Source organism: Streptomyces vulcanius (genome assembly GCF_042653945.1).
GTDB classification, from domain to species: Bacteria; Actinomycetota; Actinomycetes; order Streptomycetales; family Streptomycetaceae; genus Streptomyces; species Streptomyces mangrovi.
In genome coordinates this window covers 126013-149487 of the sequence record NZ_JBHSFK010000005.1, presented here as the reverse complement: position 1 = coordinate 149487, position 23475 = coordinate 126013, and the positions used below count along the sequence as shown (strand labels likewise).

The following is a 23475-nucleotide window of genomic DNA, read 5'->3' as shown; positions in this document are numbered from 1 at the left end:
TCGTCCTTGTCCGACCTGTCCGACGCGGACCGGACGGCTAGGAAGGCGGCGGGCCGGGGCGCCGGGTGAGCAGCCACGGCTCGACCACGCCCAGGCCGCGTACCGGGCGCTGCCACATCGGCTGGAGGGCGAAGCGGTAGGTGGGGGGCTCCTCGCCCTCCTTCTCGGCGGTGGCCGCCTCCTCCGCCGCCTCGGCCTCGGAGGCCGGCGCGTCCCCGGTGCGGATCAGCTCCTCGGCGAAGGCGCTGTCGACGAGCACGGCGTCCCGGGGCGCTATCGACGTCAGCCGCGAGGCCAGGTTGACGGTCGTGCCGAAGACGTCGCCCATCCGGGTCGTCACCGTGCCGAACGCCATGCCGACGCGCAGCTCGGGCATCGTCTCGTCGTTGCTCATCGTCTCGACCAGCAGCAGCGCGATGTCGGCGGCGGTACCGGCGTCGTCGGCCGCGTACAGGACCTCGTCGCCGAGGGTCTTGATCAGCCGGCCGCCCCGGGCCGCCACCAGGTCGGCGCAGGTGGTCTCGAAGGCCTCGACGAGCTCGCCGAGCTCCTCCTCCTCCATCCGGCGGGTCAGCCGGGTGAAGCCGACCAGGTCGGCGAAGCAGACGGCGAGGCGCCGGTCGACCATCTCCTCGTCGTCGGCGGCCTGCACGACCCGCCCGGCGGACGCGGCGAGCTGGCGGCGCCAGACGTAGACGAGGAACTCCTCCAGCTCGGGCAGGAGCAGCTCGACGATCGGGTACGTGACCTCGGTGCGGGTCATCCCGGGCTCCGGGGGCTCGGTCAGCCCCTCCAGGAAGGAGTCGATCTGCCACTCCGCCAACCGGGCGGTGGTCTGCCCGGTGGACCGCGCCACCTGCACCGCCATCGCCTCGCTCAGCAGCCCCGCCTCGACGAGACCGGCGAGCCGCCGCAGCGCGAGTACGTCGGCCTCGGTGAGCGCCTTGGCCTGCCCGATGTCGGCGAAGCCCATCGCCCGCCAGAACCGCGACGCCAGCTCCATGGAGACACCGGCGCTGCGGGCCGCCTGGAAGGGGGTGTAGCGCCGCTCGGCGCCGAGAATCAGCTGTTCCAGGCGCAGGGCGAGGGGATCGTCCTCGCTCTGATCGGCGGCGTGGGGATCCACGGAGCCCGTGTCGTCGACGGTCACGCCTGCTGCCCTTCCGATCTTCCGCGGTCAGGTATCGACCGGCCTCAACTCTACGGCAGGTGTGCGGTAGCTCACTCCCGAGAGACATACACGGCTGGGGGCAATCGTGCTTCCCCAGCCTCACCGCCGTTCGTCATTCACGCCAGTTCACGTCAGACGCAGATGGACTACGTCCCCCGCCCCCACCGGCTCCTGCACCCCTTCCCGGGTGGCGATCACCAGCCGCCCGTCCCCGTCGACCGCCACCGCCTCCCCGACCAGCGACCGCCCGCCGGGCAGCTCGGCACGCACGGAGCGCCCGAGCGTCGCGCACCCCGCCGCGTACGCCTCCTGAAGGCCGCTGGCCGCCGGATCGCCGCCCGCGTCCCGCCACCGCCCGTACCACTCCTCCAGCGACCGCAGCACGGCCCGCAGCAGCGGGTCCCGGTCGGTGCTGACCGCTCCGGCCAGCGCCAGCGACCCCGCCTGCGGTACGGGCAGTTCCTCGGCCCGCAGCGAGACGTTGACGCCGATGCCGACGACGACGGCGTCCTCCCCGGCCCGCTCGGCGAGGATCCCGCCGGCCTTGCGCTCCTCCCCGTCCACGGTCACCAGCAGGTCGTTCGGCCACTTGAGCGCCGTGTCCACGCCCGCCGACCGGGCCAGGCCCGTGGCGACGGCGACCCCGGTGAGCAGCGGCAGCCACCCCCAGCGGGCGACCGGGACCTCGTCCGGCCTGAGCAGCACGGAGAAGAACAGCCCGGAGCGCGGCGGCGCGGTCCACCGCCGGTCGAGCCGCCCCCGCCCGGTGGTCTGTTCCTCGGCGACCAGGACCACGCCCTCGCCCTTCCCGGCGGCGGCGCGGGCCACGAGGTCGGAGTTCGTGGAGCCGGTCCGCTGCACCACTTCCACCTCGGACCACAGCCCGCCGTCCCGGACGAGCGCCCGGCGCAGGGCCGTGGTGTTGAGGGGCGGCCGGTCCAGATCGGACCACCGGCTACCGTTGGCGTCTGATGCGTCTCGGGGCGTCATACAAGCCACCCTAGGTGTGTGGTGAACACCGCACTGCCGATCGGTAGGCCCCCCACTACTCTACGGATGAGTAACCGTCCCCCCTTTTGAGCAGGCAGGGAGCCGTATCCCGATGTCCGAGCCGGAAGAGCGTCAAGAGATCGACATCCACACCACCGCGGGGAAGCTCGCGGACCTCCAGCGCCGTATCCAGGAGGCGACGCACGCCGGTTCGGAACGCGCCGTCGAGAAGCAGCACGCCAAGGGCAAACTGACAGCCCGTGAGCGCGTCGAACTCCTCCTCGACGAGGGCTCCTTCGTCGAACTCGACGAGTTCGCCCGGCACCGCTCCACCAACTTCGGCCTGGACAGGAACCGCCCTTACGGGGACGGCGTCGTCACCGGTTACGGCACGGTCGAGGGACGCCCGGTCGCCGTCTTCTCCCAGGACTTCACCGTCTTCGGCGGCGCGTTGGGCGAGGTCTACGGCCAGAAGATCGTCAAGGTGATGGACTTCGCGCTGAAGACCGGCTGCCCGGTGATCGGCATCAACGACTCCGGCGGCGCCCGCATCCAGGAGGGCGTGGCCTCCCTGGGCGCGTACGGCGAGATCTTCCGCCGCAACACCCACGCGTCCGGTGTCATCCCGCAGATCAGCCTGGTCGTGGGCCCCTGCGCGGGCGGCGCGGTCTACTCCCCCGCGATCACCGACTTCACGGTGATGGTCGACCAGACCTCGCACATGTTCATCACGGGACCGGACGTCATCAAGACGGTCACCGGCGAGGACGTCGGCTTCGAGGAGCTGGGCGGGGCCAGGACCCACAACTCCGTCTCCGGCGTGGCGCATCACATGGCCGGGGACGAGAAGGACGCCGTCGAGTACGTCAAGCAGCTGCTGTCCTACCTGCCGTCCAACAACCTCTCCGAGCCCCCGGTCTTCCCCGAGGAGGCCGACCTCGCCGTCTCCGACGAGGACCTGGAGCTGGACACCCTGGTCCCGGACAGCGCGAACCAGCCGTACGACATGCACACGGTGATCGAACACGTCCTCGACGACGCCGAGTTCTTCGAGACGCAGCCGCTGTACGCGCCGAACATCCTCACCGGCTTCGGCCGGGTCGAGGGCCGTCCCGTGGGCATCGTCGCCAACCAGCCGATGCAGTTCGCCGGCTGTCTGGACATCAAGGCGTCCGAGAAGGCGGCCCGCTTCGTGCGCACCTGCGACGCCTTCAACGTCCCCGTCGTCACCTTCGTGGACGTCCCCGGCTTCCTGCCCGGCGTCGACCAGGAGCACGACGGCATCATCCGCCGCGGCGCCAAGCTGATCTACGCCTACGCCGAGGCGACGGTCCCCCTGATCACCGTCATCACCCGCAAGGCCTTCGGCGGCGCCTACGACGTCATGGGCTCCAAGCACCTGGGTGCCGACCTCAACCTGGCCTGGCCGACCGCCCAGATCGCCGTCATGGGCGCCCAGGGCGCGGTCAACATCCTGCACCGCCGCACCATCGCCGAGGCGGACGATGTCGAGGCGACCCGGGCCCGCGTGATCCAGGAGTACGAGGACGCCCTCCTCAACCCCTACGTCGCGGCCGAGCGCGGCTACGTCGACTCCGTGATCATGCCGTCCGACACCCGCCGCCACATCGTGCGCGGCCTGCGCCAGCTCCGCACCAAGCGCGAGTCCCTCCCCCCGAAGAAGCACGGCAACATCCCCCTCTAAGGAGCCGCTGTGACGATCAAGGTCGTACGGGGCAACCCGACCCCGGAGGAACTGGCCGCCGCCCTGGCGGTGGTCCGAGCCCGCGCCGCGGCGGCAACAGCCGAACCGCCCGGCACGGAACCCCCCAGGGACGCATGGTCCGACCCGTCGCGGATCGCGGCCCACCGCCTCCCCCACCCCGGCGAGTCCTCATGGACCCGCACCTACTGGCCGGCCTGAGGGGCGCGGGGAACCGCGCACAGAACTGGAACACAGGGCGCCAATTAAGTACCCGTACTCATGCGCCGCCCAAGAAAAACATGCACGCTGAACACATGTTGTGGTCAGACCCCAAGAACGAGCCGCCGAAGGAACTCCGCGACCTGCAGGAGGCCTTCAGGCGGCTCGGTCTGTTCCTCGCCCTCGCCATGGTGGTGGCGATGATCGTGCTGGGCCTGAGATGACCACCAGCCACTACGCTGACCGCATGCGCAGACTCGTCCTCGCCTCCCAGTCCCCGGCCCGCCTGAACCTCCTGCGACAGGCCGGCCTCGCCCCAGAGGTGATCGTCAGCGGGTTCGACGAGGACGCCGTCACCGCCCCCACCCCGGCCGAACTGGCCCTCGCCCTGGCGGAGGCCAAGGCGAGTGTCGTGGCCGCCCGCCCGGAGGCCAAGGGCGCGCTGGTGATCGGCTGCGACTCGGTGCTCGACCTCGACGGCGAGGCCCTCGGCAAGCCCGCCGACGCCGCGGAGGCCACGGCCCGCTGGAAGGCGATGCGCGGCCGGTCGGGGACGCTCCAGACCGGCCACTGCGTCTACGACACCCTCAGCGGGCGCTACGCCTCCGCGACCGCCTCCACGGTGGTCCGCTTCGGTGAGCCGACGGACGAGGAGGTCGCCGCGTACGTCGCCTCGGGCGAGCCCCTCCATGTCGCGGGCGCGTTCACCCTGGACGGCCGTTCGGCGCCGTTCATCGAGGGCATCGACGGCGATCACGGCAACGTGATCGGCATCAGCCTGCCCCTCGTACGGCGGCTCCTTGGCCGGCTGGACGTCGGCATCACGGAGTTGTGGGCGCCGGCGGACCACTGAGCGGCGCGGGCCCGTCCTCCGGCGCCTTCGGCTGCTCCGCGGCGGGCGGCGCCCCCTGGGCGTCGTACGTCATCAGCAGGAGCACGATCAGGGTGAGCACCACCATCAGGTACACGAACGGGGTCAGCCCCAGCAGGCCCCAGGCGAAGGCGCCCAGCAGGGCGTGCACCACGGCGGCGCTGATCAGCAGGACCCGTCCGAGGCTCGCCGCCGGGCGGTTGCGCACCGCCATCAGCAGGGCGACCACCCCGCACAGGAGGAAGTAGAGGCCGAAGACGATCCCGCCGATCTTCGAGGACCTCGACATCACGTCCGGGTCCAGGCCGGCCAGGGACATGTTCTGGTTGTCGACCAGGATGCCCATGATCCAGTTCAGCAGGGCGACGCCGAACGCCTCCGCGAACAGGACGACCGCCACGATCCACGCCACCGGTCTGCGCATCACCGGCCCCCACCCACCTTCGTTCGAGACGTCTCGAACGCTACTAACGGGTAAACCCCGGGACAAGGGGTCCGCCCGGTTTCCGCACGGGGCAAAGAATCATTGGGCCATTCGTAGGGACTCCACAAAGAAACGGAGTGGGCCGCAGCACGCTCTCACAGAGACCTTGACCACATCAGAGGGCTAGGGTTGCCCGAAGGAGTGCTGCGTACGGCGGTACTACAAGCGATTTCGCGGTCGAGTGAGCCACGCATCACGCTCCGTGTGGGCAAGCTCACCTCTGGGGACGGGTCGATGCGCCGTGTCGGCAGTCCCTAAACTCGGCTTGTTTCAAGGAGGGAGCCTCAATCGTGCGCAAGGTGCTCATCGCCAACCGTGGCGAAATCGCAGTCCGCGTGGCGCGGGCGTGCCGGGATGCCGGTATCGCGAGTGTGGCCGTCTACGCCGACCCGGACCGGGACGCGTTGCACGTCCGGGCCGCGGACGAGGCGTTCGCCCTGGGCGGTGACACCCCGGCCACCAGCTACCTCGACATCGACAAGGTACTGAACGCCGCCCGCGAGGCCGGGGCGGACGCCGTCCATCCGGGCTACGGCTTCCTCTCGGAGAACGCCGAGTTCGCCCAGGCGGTCCTGGACGCCGGTCTGATCTGGATCGGCCCGCCGCCGCAGGCCATCCGCGACCTCGGCGACAAGGTGGCCGCCCGGCACATCGCCCAGCGCGCCGGCGCCCCCCTGGTCGCCGGTACGCCCGACCCGGTCTCCGGCGCCGACGAGGTCGTCGCCTTCGCCGAGGAGCACGGGCTGCCGATCGCGATCAAGGCCGCGTTCGGTGGTGGCGGGCGGGGCCTCAAGGTCGCCCGCACCCTCGCGGAGGTCCCGGAGCTGTACGACTCCGCCGTCCGCGAGGCGGTCGCCGCCTTCGGGCGCGGGGAGTGCTTCGTGGAGCGCTACCTGGACAAACCGCGGCACGTGGAGACCCAGTGCCTGGCCGACAGCCACGGCAACGTGGTCGTCGTCTCCACGCGTGACTGCTCGCTCCAGCGCCGGCACCAGAAGCTGGTCGAGGAGGCCCCGGCGCCGTTCCTCTCCGAGGCGCAGGTCGCCGAGCTGTACTCCTCCTCCAAGGCCATCCTCAAGGAGGCCGGCTATGTCGGCGCCGGCACGGTGGAGTTCCTGGTCGGCGTGGACGGCACGATCTCCTTCCTGGAGGTCAACACCCGCCTCCAGGTCGAGCACCCGGTGACCGAGGAGGTCGCCGGCATCGACCTGGTCCGCGAGATGTTCCGGATCGCCGACGGCGAGGCCCTCGGCTACGGCGACCCCGAGCTGCGCGGCCATTCCTTCGAGTTCCGCATCAACGGCGAGGACCCGGGCCGGGGCTTCCTGCCCGCTCCCGGCACGGTGACGACGTTCGCCCCGCCGTCGGGTCCGGGCGTGCGCCTGGACGCCGGCGTCGAGTCGGGCTCGGTCATCGGCCCGGCGTGGGACTCGCTCCTGGCCAAGCTGATCGTCACCGGTGCCACCCGCGAGCAGGCCCTTCAGCGGGCCTCCCGCGCGCTGGAGGAGTTCCAGGTCGAGGGCATGGCCACGGCCATCCCCTTCCACCGCGCGGTCGTCAAGGACCCCGCCTTCGCTCCCGAACTCACCGGTTCCGCCGAGCCGTTCACGGTCCACACCCGCTGGATCGAGACCGAGTTCGTCAACGAGATCAAGCCTTTCGCCGTCCCGACGGACGCCGAGACCGAGGACGACGCGGACCGCGAGACGATCGTCGTCGAGGTCGGCGGCAAGCGTCTGGAGGTCTCCCTCCCCGCCTCTCTGGGGATGACCCTGGCCCGCACCGGCCTCGCCGCCGGGGCCAAGCCCAAGCGCCGCGCCGCGAAGAAGTCCGGCCCGGTGGCCTCCGGCGACACCCTCGCCTCCCCTATGCAGGGCACGATCGTGAAGGTCGCGGTCGAGGAGGGTCAGGAGGTCAAGGAGGGCGACCTGATCGTCGTACTCGAGGCGATGAAGATGGAACAGCCCCTGAACGCGCACCGCTCCGGGACCGTCAAGGGCCTCGCGGCGGAGGTCGGCGGATCGGTCACGTCCGGTGCCACGATCTGCGAGATCAAGGACTGACTCACCTGACAAGCGCCGGCCGGGAAAACAGCCCGTCCGGCGCTTGAGGACGAGGCCCGTTCAGGGCCGACGGGGGTCCGGGGGCGGAGCCCCCGGCAACGGCCCGCGCCGCATACCCGCCCAACCGCCGGAGGTCACCGCCTCCGCAGATCCGCCACGCGCGCCCGTTCCGATCCGGGCGACTGTTCACCCAGGGCGCCGTTCGCCCGCAGGGTGGCCGCGACGCCCGGGACCTGGCCCCGACGCGGTGCCGGGAGCGGTACGTCCCGGCGCTGCTGGGCGCGCGCCGGGACCGGGTCACCCCCCTGGCCACCCGCCGCCCCGGCCACGGCGATCTGCACCCCCTGGTCCGCGAGTGCCTGGAGCTCCGTGGCGGCACGGTCGTCGTGCGCCGGCGGCTCGTCGGTCACCAGCCGGGTGATGAGGTCCGTGGGCACGGTCTGGAACATGGTGTCGGTGCCGAGCTTGGTGTGGTCGGCGAGGACGACGACCTCGGCCGCCGCCTGGACGAGAGCCCGGTCGACGGAGGCCGACAGCATGTTGGACGTGGACAGCCCGCGCTCGGCGGTCAGCCCGCTCCCGGAGATGAAGGCGCGGGAGACACGCAGGCCCTGGAGGGACTGTTCGGCTCCGCTGCCCACCAGGGCGTAGTTGGAGCCGCGGAGGGTTCCGCCGGTCATCACGACCTCGACTCTGTTGGCGTGGGCCAGGGCCTGGGCCACCAGGAGGGAGTTGGTGACGACGGTCAGCCCGGGCACCCGGGCGAGCCGGCGGGCCAGCTCCTGGGTGGTGGTACCCGCCCCGACCACGATGGCCTCGCCCTCTTCGACGAAGTTGGCGGCGAGGTCCGCGATGGCGGTTTTCTCGGCGGTCGCGAGATGGGATTTCTGCGGAAAGCCGGACTCCCGCGTGAAACCGCCCGGCAATACCGCACCGCCGTGCCGGCGGTCGAGGAGTCCTTCTGCCTCCAGCGCGCGCACGTCCCGCCGTACGGTCACTTCGGAGGTCTGGACGACGCGGGCGAGTTCACGGAGCGATACGGCCCCGTTCGCTCGCACCATTTCGAGGATCAATTGACGACGTTCTGCAGCGAACACGAAACTGACAGTAACGCGGGCGACCGTCTGCTTTCAGCTCTTTGCGCCGAATAGTAGAAGTTGTTCGCACAGGAGGTCGGGGAGTGGTATAGGACGCTCCTCAGAGTTCGCGCCGTGTGTGCAGTTGCCGTGCCACCTCGGCGATCGACCCCGAAAGAGACGGGTACACGGTGAAGGCGTTCGCGATCTGTTCGACCGTCAGATTGTTGTCCACGGCGATCGAGATGGGGTGGATGAGTTCCGAGGCGCGCGGCGAGACGACCACACCGCCGACGACGATCCCGGTGCCGGGGCGGCAGAACAGCTTGACGAAGCCGTCGCGGATGCCCTGCATCTTGGCGCGCGGGTTGCGCAGGAGCGGGAGCTTGACGACCCGGGCGTCGATCCGGCCCGCGTCCACGTCCGCCTGGGAGTAGCCGACGGTGGCGATCTCGGGGTCGGTGAAGACGTTGGAGGAGACGGTCTTGAGGTTGAGCGGGGCCACCGCGTCGCCGAGGAAGTGGTACATGGCGATACGTCCCTGCATGGCGGCCACGGACGCGAGCGCGAAGACGCCGGTCACGTCACCGGCGGCGTACACACCGGGGGCGGTGGTCCGGCTGACCTTGTCGGTCCAGATGTGGCCGGACTCGCTGACCTTCACGCCGGCCTCCTCGAGGCCCATCCCCTCGCTGTTGGGGATGGCGCCGACGGCCATCAGGCAGTGCGAGCCGGTGATGACCCGTCCGTCGGAGAGGGTGACCTCGACGCGGTCGCCGACCCGCTTGGCCGACTCGGCGCGGGAGCGGGCCATGACGTTCATGCCGCGCCGGCGGAAGACCTCCTCCAGGACGGCGGCGGCGTCCGGGTCCTCGCCGGGCAGCACCCGGTCGCGGGAGGAGACCAGGGTGACCTTGGAGCCGAGGGCCTGGTAGGCGCCGGCGAACTCCGCGCCCGTCACACCCGAGCCGACCACGATGAGCTCCTCGGGGAGCTCGGCGAGGTCGTAGACCTGGGTCCAGTTCAGGATGCGCTCGCCGTCGGGCCGGGCGTCCGGCAGCTCGCGCGGGTGACCGCCGGTGGCGAGCAGGACGGCGTCGGCGGTGAGGGTCTCCTCGGTGCCGTCGGCGGCCCTGACGACGACCTTGCGGGAGCCGTCGAGGGCCTGCATGCCCTCCAGGCGGGCGCGGCCGCGCAGCACGCGCGCGCCGGCACGCGTGACGGAGGCGGTGATGTCGTGGGACTGCGCGAGCGCGAGCCGCTTCACCCGCCGGTTGACCTTGCCGAGGTCCACGCCGACGACCCGGGCCGCCTGTTCCAGCGGTGGGGTGTCGTCGGCGACGATGATGCCGAGTTCCTCGTACGACGAGTCGAAGGTCGTCATGACCTCGGCCGTAGCGATCAGGGTCTTCGACGGCACGCAGTCGGTCAGCACCGACGCCCCGCCCAGACCGTCGCAGTCGACGACGGTCACCTCCGCGCCGAGCTGAGCGCCCACCAGGGCGGCTTCATAGCCGCCGGGTCCGCCACCGATGATCACGATCCGAGTCACATGCTCCATTGTCCCGCACCGGCCGCGGTGGTACGCGTCCGGGGCTGTGCGAGGGCCTTCTGTGACCGGAGTGACGCCTGTGCGGGCTGCCGTACTCTCGTCGCATGTCGCTCTACGCCGCGTACGCCGGCAATCTCGACGCGAGGCTGATGACCCGCCGCGCCCCGCACTCGCCCCTGCGCGCGACGGGTTGGCTCAACGGCTGGCGGCTGACCTTCGGCGGCGAGCACATGGGCTGGGAGGGCGCGCTGGCGACCGTCGTCGAGGACCCCCTCTCCCAGGTCTTCGTCTCCCTGTACGACATCACCCCCATGGACGAGGAGTCCCTGGACCGCTGGGAGGGCGTCGGCCTCGGCATCTACCGCCGTATGAAGGTCCGGGTCCAGACCCTGGACGGCGAGACGGGCGCGTGGGTCTACGTCCTCGACGGCTACGAGGGCGGCCTCCCCTCCGCCCGCTACCTGGGCGAGATCGCGGACGCGGCGGAGTCGGCGGGGGCGCCGCACGACTACGTGATGGAACTGCGCAAAAGGCCCTGCTGAGGGCGGGCACCCGGGCGGACCGGTTGGAAACGACAACGCAACGATCGCCTTCCCGTGGGCTCTGTCATCTACGCGCGTAGGCCAGGACCGGCTACCCTCATCCGCGTGAACGCATCTCTTCTCCCGGACGACATCCAGGGCGACCCCCACTCCGCCGCCGACGCCGCCGCGACCCGCCTGCGCGAACTGACCGGCGCCGAGACCCACGACGTCGCCCTCGTGATGGGCTCCGGCTGGGCCCCGGCGGTGGACGCACTGGGCGCGCCCGACGCCGATCTCCAGGTCACCGACCTGCCCGGATTCCCGCCGCCGGCGGTGGAGGGCCACGGCGGCAGGATCCGCTCGTACCGGACCGGCGAGAAGCGCGCCCTGGTGTTCCTCGGCCGCACCCACTTCTACGAGGGGCGCGGGGTCGCCGCGGTCGCGCACGGCGTCCGTACGGCGGTCGCGGCGGGCTGCAAGACCATCGTCCTCACCAACGGCTGCGGCGGTCTGCGCGAGGGCATGCGCCCCGGTCAGCCGGTCCTGATCAGCGACCACATCAACCTCACGGCGGCGTCCCCGATCATCGGCGCGAACTTCGTCGACCTGACCGACCTGTACTCGCCGCGGCTGCGCGCCCTGTGCAAGGAGATCGACCCCACGCTGGAGGAGGGCGTCTACGCCCAGTTCCCCGGCCCGCACTACGAGACGCCCGCCGAGATCCGCATGGCCCGCGTGATCGGCGCGGACCTGGTGGGCATGTCGACGGTGCTCGAGGCCATCGCGGCGCGTGAGGCGGGGGCGGAGGTGCTGGGCATCTCCCTGGTGACGAACCTCGCCGCGGGGATGACGGGCGAGCCGCTGAACCACGAGGAGGTTCTTCAGGCGGGGCGGGACAGCGCGACGCGGATGGGGTCGCTGCTGGCGCAGGTGCTCGGGCGGCTGTAGGCGCGTGACCGGGTAACTGACCGAGTGACACCGACTGGCGTCGACCAGCACACGACCGGAGGCTGACCACCGTGCACGACGATCTCCTCGCCCGCGCCCGGGCCTGGCTCGCGGAGGACCCCGACCCCGAGACGCGCGCCGAGCTGGCCGGGCTCATCGAGGCCGGGGACGTCACCGAACTGGCCGAACGCTTCGGCGGCACCCTCCAGTTCGGTACGGCGGGTCTGCGCGGCGAGCTGGGCGCGGGGCCGATGCGGATGAACCGCTCGGTCGTGATCCGCGCCGCCGCCGGACTCGCCGCGTACCTCGACGGCAAGGGGCAGCGGGGCGGCCTCGTCGTCGTCGGCTACGACGCCCGCCACAAGTCCGCCGACTTCGCCCGCGACACCGCCGCGGTGATGACGGGCGCGGGACTGCGGGCCGCCGTACTACCGCGCCCGCTCCCCACGCCCGTCCTGGCGTACGCCATACGGCACCTCGGCGCGGTCGCCGGAGTCGAGGTCACCGCCAGCCACAACCCGCCCCGCGACAACGGCTACAAGGTCTACCTGGGCGACGGCTCGCAGATCGTGCCGCCCGCCGACGCGGAGATCGCCGCCGGGATCGAGGCGGTCCGCAGCCTCGCGGACGTCCCGCGCCCGGACGCCGGCTGGGAGATCCTCGACGACTCCGTCCTGGACGCCTATCTCGCCCGTACGGACGCCGTCCTCGCGCCCGGCTCCGCGCGCACCGCCCGCACCGTCTACACGGCGATGCACGGCGTCGGCAAGGACGTCCTGCTCGCCGCCTTCGAGCGGGCCGGCTTCCCCGCGCCCGTGCTGGTCGCCGAGCAGGCCGAGCCCGACCCGGACTTCCCGACCGTCTCCTTCCCCAACCCGGAGGAGCCGGGCGCGATGGACCTGGCCTTCGCACAGGCCCGCGCGAGCGCCCCCGACCTGATCGTCGCCAACGACCCGGACGCCGACCGCTGCGCCGTCGCCGTCCCCGACGGCGGCGACTGGCGGATGCTGCGCGGTGACGAGGTGGGCTCGCTCCTCGCCGCCCACCTGGTCCGCAGGGGCGCCCGGGGCGTGTTCGCCGAGTCGATCGTGTCGTCGTCCCTTCTCGGCCGGATCGCCGAGAAGGCGGGACTGCCGCACGAGGAGACCCTCACCGGCTTCAAGTGGATCGCCCGCGTCGAGGGCCTGCGCTACGGCTACGAGGAGGCCCTCGGCTACTGCGTGGACCCGGAGGGCGTGCGCGACAAGGACGGCATCACCGCCGCGCTGCTGATCACGGAGCTGGCGTCCGAGCTGAAGGAGCAGGGCCGCACCCTCCTCGACCTCCTCGACGACCTCGCCGTGGAGCACGGGCTGCACGCCACCGACCAGCTGTCGGTCCGGGTGCAGGACCTGTCCGTCATCGCCCGTGCCATGGAACAGCTCCGCCGGCAGCCCCCGGCCTCCCTCGCCGGGCTCTCGGTCACCCGCGCGGAGGACCTCGCTCAGGGCACCGACCGGCTCCCGCCGACCGACGGGCTGCGCTACACCCTGGACGGCGCCCGGGTCGTCGTCCGCCCCAGCGGTACCGAGCCGAAGCTGAAGTGCTACCTGGAGGTCGTCGTCCCGGTGGCCGCCCACGACGGTCTCCCGGAAGCCCGGGTGAGGGCGAACGATCTCCTCGCCGCGATCAAGCGGGATCTGTCGGCCGCCGCCGGCATCTGACCCACCTCCGGGGCGTCACGCGCCGGCTCGATATGGCTCGACGACTAGCCGAAGCGTCCGTTCACGTAGTCCGAGGTGCGCGGGTCCTGGGGGCTGTCGAACATCGTGGTCGTCGGGCCGTGTTCGACGATCCCGCCGGGGGTGCCCTGTTCGGCGAGGAAGAACGCGCACTGGTCGGAGACCCGGGCGGCCTGCTGCATGTTGTGGGTGACGATCACGATCGTGACCTCTTCGGAGAGTTCGTGGATCGTCTCCTCGATGCGTCGCGTCGAGGTGGGGTCCAGGGCCGAGCACGGCTCGTCCATCAGGAGGACACGGGGGCGTACCGCCAGCGAGCGCGCGATGCACAGGCGCTGCTGCTGGCCGCCGGAGAGGGCGCCGCCGGGCTGCCGGAGGCGGTCGCGGACCTCCTTCCACAGGCCCGCCTTGGTCAGGCACTCCTCGACAAGGGCGTCCTTGCCGTCCCGGCCGGCCTTGATGCCACCCAGCTTCAGACCCGAGGTGACGTTGTCGTAGATCGACATCGCGGGGAACGGGTTCGGCTTCTGGAAGACCATGCCGATCTGCCGGCGGGCGTGGGTGATGCGGCGTCCGCGGTCGTAGATGTCGTCGCCGTCGAGCAGCACCCGGCCCGCGAGGGAGGCGGAGCCGACCAGTTCGTGCATGCGGTTGAGGATCCGCAGGAAGGTGGACTTGCCGCAGCCGGACGGGCCGATGAGCGCGGTGACCTTGCGGGCGGGCATGGTGAGCGACACCTGCTCCAGGACCTTGTGGTCGCCGAACCAGGCCGAGATGGAGTCGGCCTCCAGGGTGGCCGGGTTGCTCCCGGCCGCCTGCACGCTCGCCACCTTCGGCAGTCGCACGGTCTCCGCCGGGGTCTCGCCGACGAGCGTGGCGGTCGTGTCAGTCGTCTCGGACATGATGGGTTGGACTCCTCGTCGATCAGAGCAGGCGATCAGAGCAGGTTGGGCAGCAGTCGGGTGGCGGCGCCGGAGACGGCGAGGCCGAGGGCGGCGAGGACGGGCACGCTGACGATCCAGGTCTGCCAGCGGCCCCACACGCGGTACGCGGCCACGGTGAGCAGGGCCGCGAGCAGCAGCGCCTGCGACCAGAGGAAGACCGGGAGCCAGGCGGCGCCCTCACCGCCCAGCGGTTTCTCGGACTCGTCGATCCAGCCGAGGGTCAGCGGACGGGCCGGGGCGGGCTGGACGGCGGACGTCAGGGTCGCGTCGACCCGGACCGTGCCGGTGGGCGTGTAGGGGCCGCCGTCGGCGGTGATCAGCGTGAGCCGGCCCTGACCCTGCTGGAGCGTGGCCGGCAGCGGGTCGCCCTTGTGCCGAACGCCGGAGACCCTGTAGACGGCGGTGCCCTGGCCGGTCGTCACCCGGATCTCGGCGCCGACGGGCAGCTGGTGGATGTCGTTGAACGGGCTGCCGTACCCCCACTGGCGGCCCATGACGAAGCTGGTGCCGGCCTGTCCGGGGAACGGGGTGTCGCGGCGGTGGCCGGGGCCGGACATGAGCACGCCGGAGGTGGTGCCCTCCGCCACGACCTCCTTCAGGCCGATGGCCGGGATCCGCAGCAGCGCGATCGGCGCGCCGGGCTCCAGCATCTTCCCCTCGTACGACCGCTGCCCCACCGGTGCGGTGCCGAGGGCGAGTTCGCGGCGCAGCTCGTCGTAGGCGGTCTCCTGGTCGCGGGCGTGCTGGAGGTGGCCCACGATGGTCAGGTTGGCCGCGAAGCCCAGCATCAGGGCGGCGAGCACGCACAGCGCGGCGCCGGCGAACGCGAGGCCGGGGCGCTCGAGCGCGGCCCGCCCGGAGGCGGGCGCCGGATCTGGCGCGGGCGCCGGCGCCGGCGGGGCCTGAGCCGGTGGAGGCGGGGACAGCACGGTCACGGGGGCGCTCCTGTGAAGGTGAGGCGGTGCGTGGTGGAGAAACGACAGGCGCGGGCGGCGGGTGTGGCCCGCCGCCCGTGCTCCCTTGCGTGCGCCGTCAGACGCGGGGCTCGCCGAAGGTGAGCAGTCCGCTCCGGCGTCCGTACCGGAAGAACATGACGCCGGCCGCGCACAGGACGACCGCGCCGATGCCGGAGACCAGCGCGATCTCGCTGCCGGTGGAGGCGAGGCCGCCGCCGGCCGTCGAGGTTCCGCCGGAACCGGAACCGGAACCGGAACCGGAGCCTGAGTCGCCACCGGTGCCGGACGTCGTACCGGAGGTGTCGCCGCCCGAGGTGCCGTCGGTGGGCTCGTCCGTCGGCTCGTCCGTCGGGTCGTCGGTGGGCTCGTCCGTCGGGTCGTCCGTGGGCTCGTCCGTCGAGTCCGACGGCTCGCCGAGCGTGAAGGACGCGGTGGTGAAGTCCGCGCCCGTGCCGCCGTTGACCTTGCAGTTCTTGCCGGCCGCGGTGAACGTCCAGAACGACCGGCCGGCGACCGCGTCCTCGGGGACGGTGAGGGACGACCAGGTCGCGACGCCGTTGGCGTCGGCCGTGGCGGCGGGGAAATCGGCCTCGTTGCCGGTCATCGTCAGCTTGTACGCCGTACCGGCCGTGCAGCCCCGGACGATCAGCTTGACCTTCTGGCCGCGCTCCAGCTCCGGTTCCTGAGCCAGCCGCTTGTCGGCGGCGTCGTGGATCTCGTAGTCCGCGGGATACACGAGCACGGTGATCGCCTCGGACTCCGAAGTGCCCCACTGGGCGGTGCTGCCGGGGGTGAACCTGGCCGTGATGTCGTGTCGGCCCTGGGTCAGCGTCGACGTCCTGAACTCGGCCTTGCCGCCCGCGACGGTGGCCTCGCCCAGCGTGGTCGTGCCCTCCAGGAAGGTGACCTTGCCGGTCGCCTCGGCAGGCGAGACCGTCGCGGTCAGGGCGACCTCGGCGGCGGGCTCGACGTCGCGGGTGGCGCTGTCCACGCTGACACTGGTGGCCGTCGCGCCCTCACCGACCACCCAGTTGTCACCGGTCACGGTGATCTTCTGGGACCAGTACGGGTCGTTCGGGACCTGATCCTCCGTCGGGACGGCGAAGGAGAAGTTGTCCACACAGCGCACCCGCAGCTCGTAGGTGCCGTCGCCCGAGATGATGTCCGAGAGACTCTTCACCTCGACCCCCGGGTTGTCCGCCGCGGCCAGCGAGAGCGTCGAGGCCGCCGCGCTGTAGGGGGCGCTGTTGGTGACTCCCCTCAGCACCACCGCCTCGGTGCCGTCCGCCTTGACGACGTACAGGTTGAGGGCGCTGTTGTAGTTGATGTCCTCGATGCTGTAGTCGGGGCATTTGCCGGGAAGTGTTATCGAACCGGCGATGGCCTGCGCGCCGCTCAGGCTGCCGGTGCCGGGTGTCATGGTGAACTCGCCGACGGAGGCCGCACGGGCGGGCTGGGACACGGTCAGGGTCACAAGACCCAGGGCGAGCAGGGCGCAGGCGGCCAGGGCGGCGGCCGTTCTTCGGAAGGTATGGAGCACAGTCATTTCGTTGCCCCCCCGGGGTCGGTTGACGGGTGTACGGACAGCGCGTGGGGCCGGGCACCTGACGGTGCCCGGCCGTTACGCGAGGATTCAGAGGTCGATCACGGATCAGCGCTCGCCCGTGAGGGTCGTGGCGCCGCAGTCGGTCAGGGCGCCGAAGCCGTAGTTGGTGATCGTGGCGCTGTTGGAGCAGACCTTGGAGGCGGCACCGACGAAGGTGTCGGCGATGACGGCGTTGGAGAGCTTGCCGGTCGGGACGACGTTGTAGACGTTGCGCAGGAAGCCGGCGTCGAAGTTCAGGTTGAGCGCGAGCGCCGTGCCGGAGCCCGTGGTGGGGGCCAGGCTGTTGATGCTGCGCAGACGCGACTCACCGCGACGGTTGTCGACGCCCGTGATGCCCTTGCCCTGGGCGATCCACTGGGCGATCGAGTACGGCATCAGCTGGTTGGCGGCGGTGATGGCCTCGCCGTTGTGCTCCTGGACGCCCTGGGTGACGCAGGAACCGACCTGGGAGTCGGTGAGGCCGATGGCGGACAGCCAGAAGGTCCGGGTGCCCGAGCCGGTCTGCGGCAGCAGCGGCGCCACGGTGATCACGTTGCCCGAGGCGTCGGTGTAGGTGCAGTTCGTGTAGATGGAGGCGAGCTGCGTCTTCGTCAGGTTCGTCGGCACCGTGCTGCCCAGGTCGGTGGCGTAGGTGACACCGTCCTTGGCGTACGGGATGAAGGTGAGGTCATTGGTGGAGGTGTCGGCCGGGCCGCGCGAGGAGCGGGCGAAGTCGATGCAGCCGGTGCCGGCGTTGATGTCGTTGTTCAGCGCCGTGATGCCGGCCGAGGAGCCGTTCGGGCGGGCGATCGAACAGTTCACCTTGGTGGTGATCGGGGTGGTGCCGGTGGCGTCCCACGACGCGATGACCTTGCCGTTGGCGTTCGTGATGACGTCACCCAGGCCGTTCATGACGTCCTGCGTGGTGTCCGAACCGACACCGGCCAGCTGACGGTAGTCAGTCGCCGAGGTCGGGTCCGCCGAAGCCGGAGCGGCCAGGATGCCGAGACCGAGAGCCGCGACGCCGAAAGCGGCGCCGACCTTGGCGTAGGACTTGACGCTCATTTCTGAACCTCTCGTTTTGATTTCGCAGGCTTTGATTCGCAGGCTTTGATTGCGAGGGCTTTGATTGCGAGGGCTTTGACCGCTGCCTACGTTTCCAGCGCAAGGTTAAGAGGAGATTTCCTAGAAACCCCCTAGGGGGATTTTCGCTGGGCAAGTCGCAGCATTATCGGGCCGGAAAGTCCAGCCGCTCCACCCAGGAAAAGAACGACGAGGAGAATCCATCGGACAATTCCCAGAACATCTCCCGGGGTGACCCCGTCGGCCGATTTCGCGACATTCTCCTGCGGCCCCGAGGAGGGCGCGGCGGAGCCGCCGGTCGTACCGGCCCCGGGTGTGGCGGAGGCGGTGTCGCCGCCCGTTCCGCCGGCCGTCGTGCCGCCGGTGCCGGTGCCGGAGCCGGAGGTTCCGCCGGCCGTCGTGCCGCCGGTGCCGCCTCCGTCGCCGTCCGGGTCGGACGACTCGGTCGGGGGCTTGTAGCTCTCCAGGGTGTCCGCGGCGGTCTTCGCCCGGGCACGCAGACTCGCAGGCAGCGGCGCGTAGCCCGGGGGTAGTTCACCCGCCGACAGGCCCGGCGTCTGACCGGCTCCGGCGGCGTACCTCATGAACTTCGCGTAAGCGGTACGGGCCGCGGCCGTCTGGTCCACCGAGGCCGCGACGTAGGTGACGGCGGTCAGCGGGTACGCCTGCCCCTTGGCCCTGGCCGGATCCGGCTTGAGCACCGTCGCGTCCACGGACGACCGCTGCATTTCCCCGACGGCCGCCGTCAGCGTGTCCGTCGAGGGCTTCACGAAGGTACCGTCCGCGTTGCGCAGAGACGCCGTCTTCAGTCCGTAGCGCTGCGCCGACGCGACGTCGACGATCCCCATCACGGCGTGCCGGCCCGACAGGGGAACATCGTTGACGAGCTTGGGTGGGGAGTTGTTCCCCGCCTCCCATTTGACAAGGTTGCCGGTGTTGCCCCGGCGGGTGTGCACCGCGGCGTCGTGCAGGTCGTTCGTGTACGGGTCCAGTCCCTCCACGGTGTAGGTGAGGGGCGGATCACTGTTGGCAACGGCCGGTGACGTGGTCGGATCCACCTTGGGGAAGTCGGTCAGCGATGTGGCCTCCGCCAGGTTCAGATCCTTGAAATAGCGGTTCACCGTCATTCCCCAGGGGTCCTTTTTCCCGTCAAGGAAATCCCGGGCCTCCTGGTCCGACTGCAGCCAGTTCCAGACGATCCGTGTCGTGTCGGAGGTCAGCAGGGGAACCATGAGGCTGGTCGGCTGCCCGCTCAGTGTCGGAAATTCCGGGTTCAGTTCCTTGAATTCCGGATCCTCCCCGAAGAACTCGGGATTTCCGGCCAAGTGCTCCGGGGCATCCCCCAAGGTCACGTCCTTGACGTAGGAATGCGTCAGCATCTTGGCGACGATCCGTGGCGTCAGTTTCATTTCCTGCACCACGCCGGACGCCGATTCCATGAAGAACGCGATGGCCAGCCCGGACACCGCCACGGGCGCGTGCACGATCTTCGCCCCGCCTTCCGGCCGGGCGACCGGATCGACGGTGAAACCGAGCAGGGGCGCGTCGCTCGTCGTGTTCAGCACCCGGGCCCTGGTCGGTTCCTCGCCTCCCTGGAGGAAGCCGTAGGTGTTTCCCGTGGTCGAGCACAGCTTCGGCTGCCAGGAGGTCATCACGTCCGTCGCCAGCTCCGAACCGATCGTGGGCTGCCGCGGCTGCCCCTCCGGGCAGAACTCGCCGGCCGGCAGGAAGTCGAGCGGGACCACCATTCGCTGTGCCCAGTTGGTGGTGGACAGGGGCGAGCCGTCGATCGTCCCGTCCTGTCCGGCCGCCGTGACATCCGAGCCGTCGGCGTTGTGCGTGCCCCGCGGCACGATGACCAGCCAGCACGACCGGGGTACGGGAGTGCTGCCGGCGGGCGCCGTGTTCAGACCGCATCCCAGGCCGGACGACTCGAACCCGTCCTGCACTTCGAAGGTCGTCTCGCCCTTGCCGCCCGCGAACGTACGGCTGGCCGGCTGTTCGTTGGTGCCCAGCGGGCCGAACCAGGTCTTGTCCGTGGGAGACGTGGTGGGCGAGGATCCGTCGGAGGGGCGGAACGGAACGAACGCGCCGGCACCCGTGTACTGCGTCTCGTCGGGATCCTGCACCGTGGTGAGCGACCGGCTCTCCGCACCGATGCCGGGCAGCGGAACGCCGGATCCTCCGTACGCGCACTGTTCTCGCGCGGGCCCCGTCGGATCGTCGCCCCAGCACTGCATGATCTGGAGGTAGTTGGTCCAGAACGCCGTGTCCGGCGTCGTCGGAGCGCCCCCTTCCCAGGTGATCCGCACACCTTGAGTGCGCAGGCTCTCGGTCTGATGGACCGTCACCTTGAGCGTGGAGAAGTCGTCGTACTTGCCCTGCTTCCCCGTCACCGTCACCGCGGAATCGTCCGCGGCGGCGGCGACCGCCGTGCCGGACGGCACCGGCAGCAGGGCCAGGACGAGGGCGGCCAGCAGGGCGCCGACGGCCGCGACGACCCGCGGCCGGGGCGTGCCCGTGCCGACGTTCACTGCGGGGCTCATACCGAACCCCCGTTCCGGCGCGTCCGGTTGGACATCAGACGGCCGATCAGCGGCGGGCCCACGACCACGCCGAGCAGCAGCAGGGCCGACAGCGCCATCAGCGCCGTACGCAGACCGGCCGAGTCGCCGGAGGCGAGGGAGACCGGGCTGGCGACCACGGAGGTGTCGCCGGTGCCGCCGGCGTCGGCGGTGCTGATCACGTCACCGGTCTCGGGGTCGATCGCGCCGCCACCCGTCGTACCGGTCGTGCCTGCGGTGGTGGTGGAGCCGCCGGTCGCGCCGCCGGTGGTCCCGGCCGTACCGCCCGTGCCGCCCGTCGAGGCGGAACCACCGGTCGAGGAGCCGCCGCCGGTCGACGACGAGCCGCCCGAGGTACCGCCGCCGCTGCCCGACTGGTTGGTGGGCGTCCTGGCACCGCCGGTGCCGGTGGCGCACTGGTCGGCGCCCTTCTTGTCGCACGCCTGCGGGTACGGGGCGTTCCTGGCGAGGAGGTTGGTGCCGTCGCTGGAGAAGGTCGGGTTGTCGCACTTGCGGATGTTGATGTTCCCCGTCTCCGCGCCGGGGATCCTGCGCACCTGCTCCATGGCCGCCTCGACCAGGTTCTTCGGCAGCGGCGAGTAGCCGAGCCGGTCGGCCTCCTGCTGGCCCTCGCAGAGGAAGTACTTGGCGAAGGCGCTGAGCGCGGCGCCCTTGGCCTTGGTGAAGTCCATCTCCACCCTGGTCGGGATGATCATGTAGCTGTAGCTGGAGAGGGGGTAGGTGCGCCGGTCGGAGTACGTGTAGACGCCGCCCAGGTCCTGGGTCAGGTAGTTCGCCGAGCGCGGGTCGTTGTTGATCCGGGCCTTGGTGAGCGCCACGGCCACACTGGAGGCGGTCGGCTCGACGTAGTAGCCGGACTTGTTGAGGAGCTTGGCGACGGGGAAGTTGGCGTTCGTGGCGTACGAGTACTCGACGTAGGTGATGGCGCCCTCGGCCTGCGGCTGCTTGGTGTAGCCCGCGACGCCGAGCGAACCGGACTGGGCGACGAAGCCGGAGCCCGGGATGTTCGGGAAGTACGAGGTCAGCCCGCAGGGCGTGGGCTTGCCCGCCCGCTTGCAGTAGTCGTTCCACAGGGAGCCGTGCTGCTTGGACAACCACAGCGTGAACTGGGCGGTCGTACCGGAGCCGTCGGAGCGGATGACCGGGACGATCCGGCGGGCCGGGAGATTCAGCTTGGGGTTGTCCGCCCGGATCTCCGGCGCGTTCCACATCGTCAGCTTGCCGGTGAAGATCTTGGCGAGGACCTCCCCGGACAGCCGGAGGTTGGTGACCCGCTGACCACCGATCTTGAGGTTGTACATGAACGACGTACCACCGGCCACGATCGGCATATACGCGTACTTGCGGCTCGGCGGGGTGTCCGTCGCCCCGAACTCGGTGAGTCCGTACGGGATTTCGGAGACGCCGAAGTCGGAGGTGCCGTTCGCGAACTGGGTACGGCCGACCGACGAGCCCACCGACGCGTAGTCGACGCTGATGCCCCCCTGGCGGGCGTTGCGGCGCCACTGCTCGATGGCGTTGGCGCTCCACGTCGAGCCGGAGCCGCTGATCTTCACATACCCGGCGGCCGCGGCACCCGGCGGGTTGAGCGCCAGCAGCGCGCAGACCAGGGCGACGACCAGCGCCAGCGCCTGGGCCACACGCGGGGCGCGCGGACGACGGACGGGTGCGGGTATCACGGGGTGCTCCTCGTGGACGAACTGGTCGATGCGGAACTGGTCGATGCGGCGCCGGTCGATGCGGTGCCGGTCGTCGGCGTGGCGGTCGCCACGCGCGTGCTGTACCGCTGAATGTCACGGCGGGACGCCTTGACCCGGCGGTGTTCCTGACGGCGGGTCAGCCTGCCCGGTCCGCGCCCGCCCAGCACGCGGGCGACGACGAACAGGACGAGCACCAGCACCAGCAGGACCGCCGCGGTGCCGAACCCGCGGGCGATGTAGGCGGGTTCGGGGGACTCGACGAGCTTGAACGCCGTCAGCGGCAGCGACACCATCGAGTCGCCGAACGGGTTCGTTTCCATTTCCTGGGTGTAACCGGCGGTCAGCAGCACCGGCGAGGTCTCGCCCACCCCGCGCGCGGTGCCGAGGATGATCGCGGTGGTGAGCCCCGACCGGGAGGTGGGCAGCACCACATGCCACACCGTGCGCCACCGCGAGGTGCCGAGCGCGTAGGACGCCTCCCGCAGCGTGCCGGGGACCAGCCGGAGCACCACGTCCGCGGCGCGGATGATGATCGGCAGCATCATCACGGAGATCGCGAGGCCGGCGGCGATACCGGACTGGTCGACGCCGAGCCCCAGGATGATGGTCGCGTAGATGAACAGACCGGCCACGACGGACGGCAGCGCGGTCATCGCCTCGACGATGGTGCGTACGAACCGGCTGAAGGCGCCGGGCACCTCGTTGAGGAAGACCGCGGACACCAGCCCGACCGGGATGCAGATCAGCAGGGCGATGGAGATCTGCCACAGCGTGCCGACGATCGCGTGCGCGATGCCGCCGACGCTCAGGGGTTCGAGCGGTCCGGCGTTGGCCATCGACTCTGTGTAGAAGTTCAGGTGCGGCAGCGCCGTGCGGCCCTGCCAGATGGTGTAGACGACCACGAAGCCCAGCACGGCGAGCATCAGCAGGCCGAGGCTCTGGACGACGACGGCGGCCAGCCGGTCGCGGACGGCCGGGCCGTCCTCGTCGAAGGAGACCAGCAGCGCGTAGAGGCCGAGGAAGAGCGCGTAGGCGATGACGACGAAGCCCAGCGCGCCGTTGAACGGCAGCAGCCGGTCGAACATGACCCAGGTGACGGCGAGGGACGCGGCGAGGGCGCCCAGCATCGCGTACACGTCGGAGCCGCGCAGCGTGGACAGGTTGCGGCGCGGTTCTCCGCGCGTCGACTGTGCGGAGAACCGGGCCGGCAGCACGGTGGGCGGGGCGGGCCGCGCGTCCTCGGGGCCGGGCGCGTGGTCGCCGGGCGGGCTCTGTGGAGCGGTGACGGTCATCGGGCT

20 protein-coding genes are annotated in these 23475 nt (G+C 70.9%); 8 read left to right on the top strand and 12 right to left on the bottom strand.

Annotated elements, in window-relative coordinates; all coding sequences use genetic code 11:
• Positions 1-37 precede the first annotated feature (37 nt).
• Together ACFPIH_RS09635 and ACFPIH_RS09630 are read right to left on the bottom strand one after the other, a co-directional pair.
• On the bottom strand, positions 38-1150 hold the full coding sequence (locus tag ACFPIH_RS09635; RefSeq protein WP_381165495.1) for an adenylate/guanylate cyclase domain-containing protein: 1113 nt from the start codon (positions 1148-1150) through the stop codon (positions 38-40).
• A 147-nt stretch (positions 1151-1297) separates the two neighbouring features.
• Positions 1298-2161, bottom strand: coding sequence for a biotin--[acetyl-CoA-carboxylase] ligase (locus tag ACFPIH_RS09630; RefSeq protein ID WP_381165497.1), 864 nt, complete (start codon positions 2159-2161; stop codon positions 1298-1300).
• Between the two features lie 112 nt (positions 2162-2273).
• Here ACFPIH_RS09630 and ACFPIH_RS09625 point away from each other — a divergent pair, with 112 nt between their 5' ends.
• From ACFPIH_RS09625 to ACFPIH_RS09610, 4 genes are all read left to right on the top strand, one after another.
• The gene (locus ACFPIH_RS09625) at positions 2274-3866 is read left to right on the top strand and encodes an acyl-CoA carboxylase subunit beta (RefSeq protein ID WP_381165499.1); all 1593 of its coding nucleotides are present in this window, start codon (positions 2274-2276) and stop codon (positions 3864-3866) included.
• Positions 3867-3875: 9 nt separating this feature from the next.
• Complete coding sequence (locus ACFPIH_RS09620) at positions 3876-4085, top strand: acyl-CoA carboxylase epsilon subunit (protein WP_381165501.1); 210 nt, start codon at positions 3876-3878, stop codon at positions 4083-4085.
• Positions 4086-4180: 95 nt separating this feature from the next.
• Positions 4181-4309, top strand: coding sequence for a morphogenic membrane protein MmpB (gene mmpB / locus ACFPIH_RS09615; RefSeq protein WP_381165503.1), 129 nt, complete (start codon positions 4181-4183; stop codon positions 4307-4309).
• 23 nt (positions 4310-4332) lie between these two features.
• Positions 4333-4938: a nucleoside triphosphate pyrophosphatase gene (locus ACFPIH_RS09610; RefSeq protein ID WP_381165505.1), complete on the top strand. Its 606-nt coding sequence runs from the start codon at positions 4333-4335 to the stop codon at positions 4936-4938.
• On the opposite strand, the gene ACFPIH_RS09605 is transcribed toward ACFPIH_RS09610, so the two are convergent.
• Positions 4907-5380 carry a hypothetical protein gene (locus ACFPIH_RS09605; RefSeq protein WP_381165506.1) on the bottom strand — a complete coding sequence of 158 codons (474 nt, stop codon included), beginning with the start codon at positions 5378-5380 and terminating at the stop codon, positions 4907-4909. The genes ACFPIH_RS09610 and ACFPIH_RS09605 overlap by 32 nt on opposite strands.
• A gap of 350 nt (positions 5381-5730) precedes the next feature.
• On the opposite strand from ACFPIH_RS09605, the gene ACFPIH_RS09600 reads away from it, so the two are divergent.
• Positions 5731-7503, top strand: a complete 1773-nt coding sequence (locus ACFPIH_RS09600) for an acetyl/propionyl/methylcrotonyl-CoA carboxylase subunit alpha (protein WP_381165508.1) — start codon at positions 5731-5733, stop codon at positions 7501-7503.
• A 134-nt stretch (positions 7504-7637) separates the two neighbouring features.
• Here the strand turns inward: ACFPIH_RS09600 and ACFPIH_RS09595 are convergent, their stop codons facing one another.
• Together ACFPIH_RS09595 and ACFPIH_RS09590 are read right to left on the bottom strand one after the other, a co-directional pair.
• Entirely contained in the window at positions 7638-8600 is a 963-nt protein-coding gene (locus ACFPIH_RS09595; RefSeq protein WP_381165510.1) for a DeoR/GlpR family DNA-binding transcription regulator, read from the bottom strand.
• Between the two features lie 100 nt (positions 8601-8700).
• Positions 8701-10140, bottom strand: a complete 1440-nt coding sequence (locus ACFPIH_RS09590) for an NAD(P)H-quinone dehydrogenase (protein WP_381165512.1) — start codon at positions 10138-10140, stop codon at positions 8701-8703.
• A 95-nt stretch (positions 10141-10235) separates the two neighbouring features.
• Here ACFPIH_RS09590 and ACFPIH_RS09585 point away from each other — a divergent pair, with 95 nt between their 5' ends.
• The 3 genes from ACFPIH_RS09585 to ACFPIH_RS09575 all read left to right on the top strand — a co-directional run bounded on the left by ACFPIH_RS09585 (position 10236) and on the right by ACFPIH_RS09575 (position 13306).
• Positions 10236-10673 carry a gamma-glutamylcyclotransferase family protein gene (locus ACFPIH_RS09585; RefSeq protein WP_381165514.1) on the top strand — a complete coding sequence of 146 codons (438 nt, stop codon included), beginning with the start codon at positions 10236-10238 and terminating at the stop codon, positions 10671-10673.
• A 105-nt stretch (positions 10674-10778) separates the two neighbouring features.
• Positions 10779-11603, top strand: coding sequence for a purine-nucleoside phosphorylase (locus ACFPIH_RS09580; protein ID WP_381165516.1), 825 nt, complete (start codon positions 10779-10781; stop codon positions 11601-11603).
• Between the two features lie 71 nt (positions 11604-11674).
• On the top strand, positions 11675-13306 hold the full coding sequence (locus ACFPIH_RS09575) for a phospho-sugar mutase (RefSeq protein WP_381165518.1): 1632 nt from the start codon (positions 11675-11677) through the stop codon (positions 13304-13306).
• Positions 13307-13350: 44 nt separating this feature from the next.
• On the opposite strand, the gene ACFPIH_RS09570 is transcribed toward ACFPIH_RS09575, so the two are convergent.
• From ACFPIH_RS09570 to pstA, 7 genes are all read right to left on the bottom strand, one after another.
• A complete protein-coding gene (locus ACFPIH_RS09570) occupies positions 13351-14226 on the bottom strand; it encodes a phosphate ABC transporter ATP-binding protein (RefSeq protein WP_381165520.1) in 876 nt (291 codons plus the stop codon).
• 35 nt (positions 14227-14261) lie between these two features.
• Positions 14262-15203 carry a sortase gene (locus ACFPIH_RS09565; protein WP_381165522.1) on the bottom strand — a complete coding sequence of 314 codons (942 nt, stop codon included), beginning with the start codon at positions 15201-15203 and terminating at the stop codon, positions 14262-14264.
• Positions 15204-15300: 97 nt separating this feature from the next.
• On the bottom strand, positions 15301-16770 hold the full coding sequence (locus tag ACFPIH_RS09560; protein ID WP_381165524.1) for an Ig-like domain-containing protein: 1470 nt from the start codon (positions 16768-16770) through the stop codon (positions 15301-15303).
• A gap of 105 nt (positions 16771-16875) precedes the next feature.
• Positions 16876-17874 carry a substrate-binding domain-containing protein gene (locus ACFPIH_RS09555; RefSeq protein ID WP_381165526.1) on the bottom strand — a complete coding sequence of 333 codons (999 nt, stop codon included), beginning with the start codon at positions 17872-17874 and terminating at the stop codon, positions 16876-16878.
• A gap of 131 nt (positions 17875-18005) precedes the next feature.
• Positions 18006-20438, bottom strand: coding sequence for a hypothetical protein (locus ACFPIH_RS09550; RefSeq protein WP_381165528.1), 2433 nt, complete (start codon positions 20436-20438; stop codon positions 18006-18008).
• Positions 20435-22156, bottom strand: coding sequence for a phosphate ABC transporter substrate-binding protein PstS (gene pstS / locus ACFPIH_RS09545; protein WP_381165530.1), 1722 nt, complete (start codon positions 22154-22156; stop codon positions 20435-20437). Before pstS ends, ACFPIH_RS09550 begins: the two co-directional genes overlap by 4 nt.
• A complete protein-coding gene (gene pstA, locus ACFPIH_RS09540; protein WP_381165532.1) occupies positions 22153-23469 on the bottom strand; it encodes a phosphate ABC transporter permease PstA in 1317 nt (438 codons plus the stop codon). The genes pstS and pstA overlap by 4 nt, the downstream gene beginning before the upstream one ends.
• Between the last annotated feature and the right edge of the window lie 6 nt (positions 23470-23475).

Coding starts and splice junctions, on each gene's coding strand:
- ACFPIH_RS09625 (WP_381165499.1), top strand. CDS start 2,274: ATGTCCGAGCCGGAAGAGCGTCAAGAGATCGACATCCACACCACCGCG.
- ACFPIH_RS09590 (WP_381165512.1), bottom strand. CDS start 10,140: ATGGAGCATGTGACTCGGATCGTGATCATCGGTGGCGGACCCGGCGGC.
- ACFPIH_RS09585 (WP_381165514.1), top strand. CDS start 10,236: ATGTCGCTCTACGCCGCGTACGCCGGCAATCTCGACGCGAGGCTGATG.
- ACFPIH_RS09560 (WP_381165524.1), bottom strand. CDS start 16,770: ATGACTGTGCTCCATACCTTCCGAAGAACGGCCGCCGCCCTGGCCGCC.
- ACFPIH_RS09550 (WP_381165528.1), bottom strand. CDS start 20,438: ATGAGCCCCGCAGTGAACGTCGGCACGGGCACGCCCCGGCCGCGGGTC.
- ACFPIH_RS09555 (WP_381165526.1), bottom strand. CDS start 17,874: ATGAGCGTCAAGTCCTACGCCAAGGTCGGCGCCGCTTTCGGCGTCGCG.
- ACFPIH_RS09610 (WP_381165505.1), top strand. CDS start 4,333: ATGCGCAGACTCGTCCTCGCCTCCCAGTCCCCGGCCCGCCTGAACCTC.
- ACFPIH_RS09570 (WP_381165520.1), bottom strand. CDS start 14,226: ATGTCCGAGACGACTGACACGACCGCCACGCTCGTCGGCGAGACCCCG.
- mmpB (WP_381165503.1), top strand. CDS start 4,181: ATGTTGTGGTCAGACCCCAAGAACGAGCCGCCGAAGGAACTCCGCGAC.
- ACFPIH_RS09605 (WP_381165506.1), bottom strand. CDS start 5,380: ATGCGCAGACCGGTGGCGTGGATCGTGGCGGTCGTCCTGTTCGCGGAG.
- pstA (WP_381165532.1), bottom strand. CDS start 23,469: ATGACCGTCACCGCTCCACAGAGCCCGCCCGGCGACCACGCGCCCGGC.
- ACFPIH_RS09630 (WP_381165497.1), bottom strand. CDS start 2,161: ATGACGCCCCGAGACGCATCAGACGCCAACGGTAGCCGGTGGTCCGAT.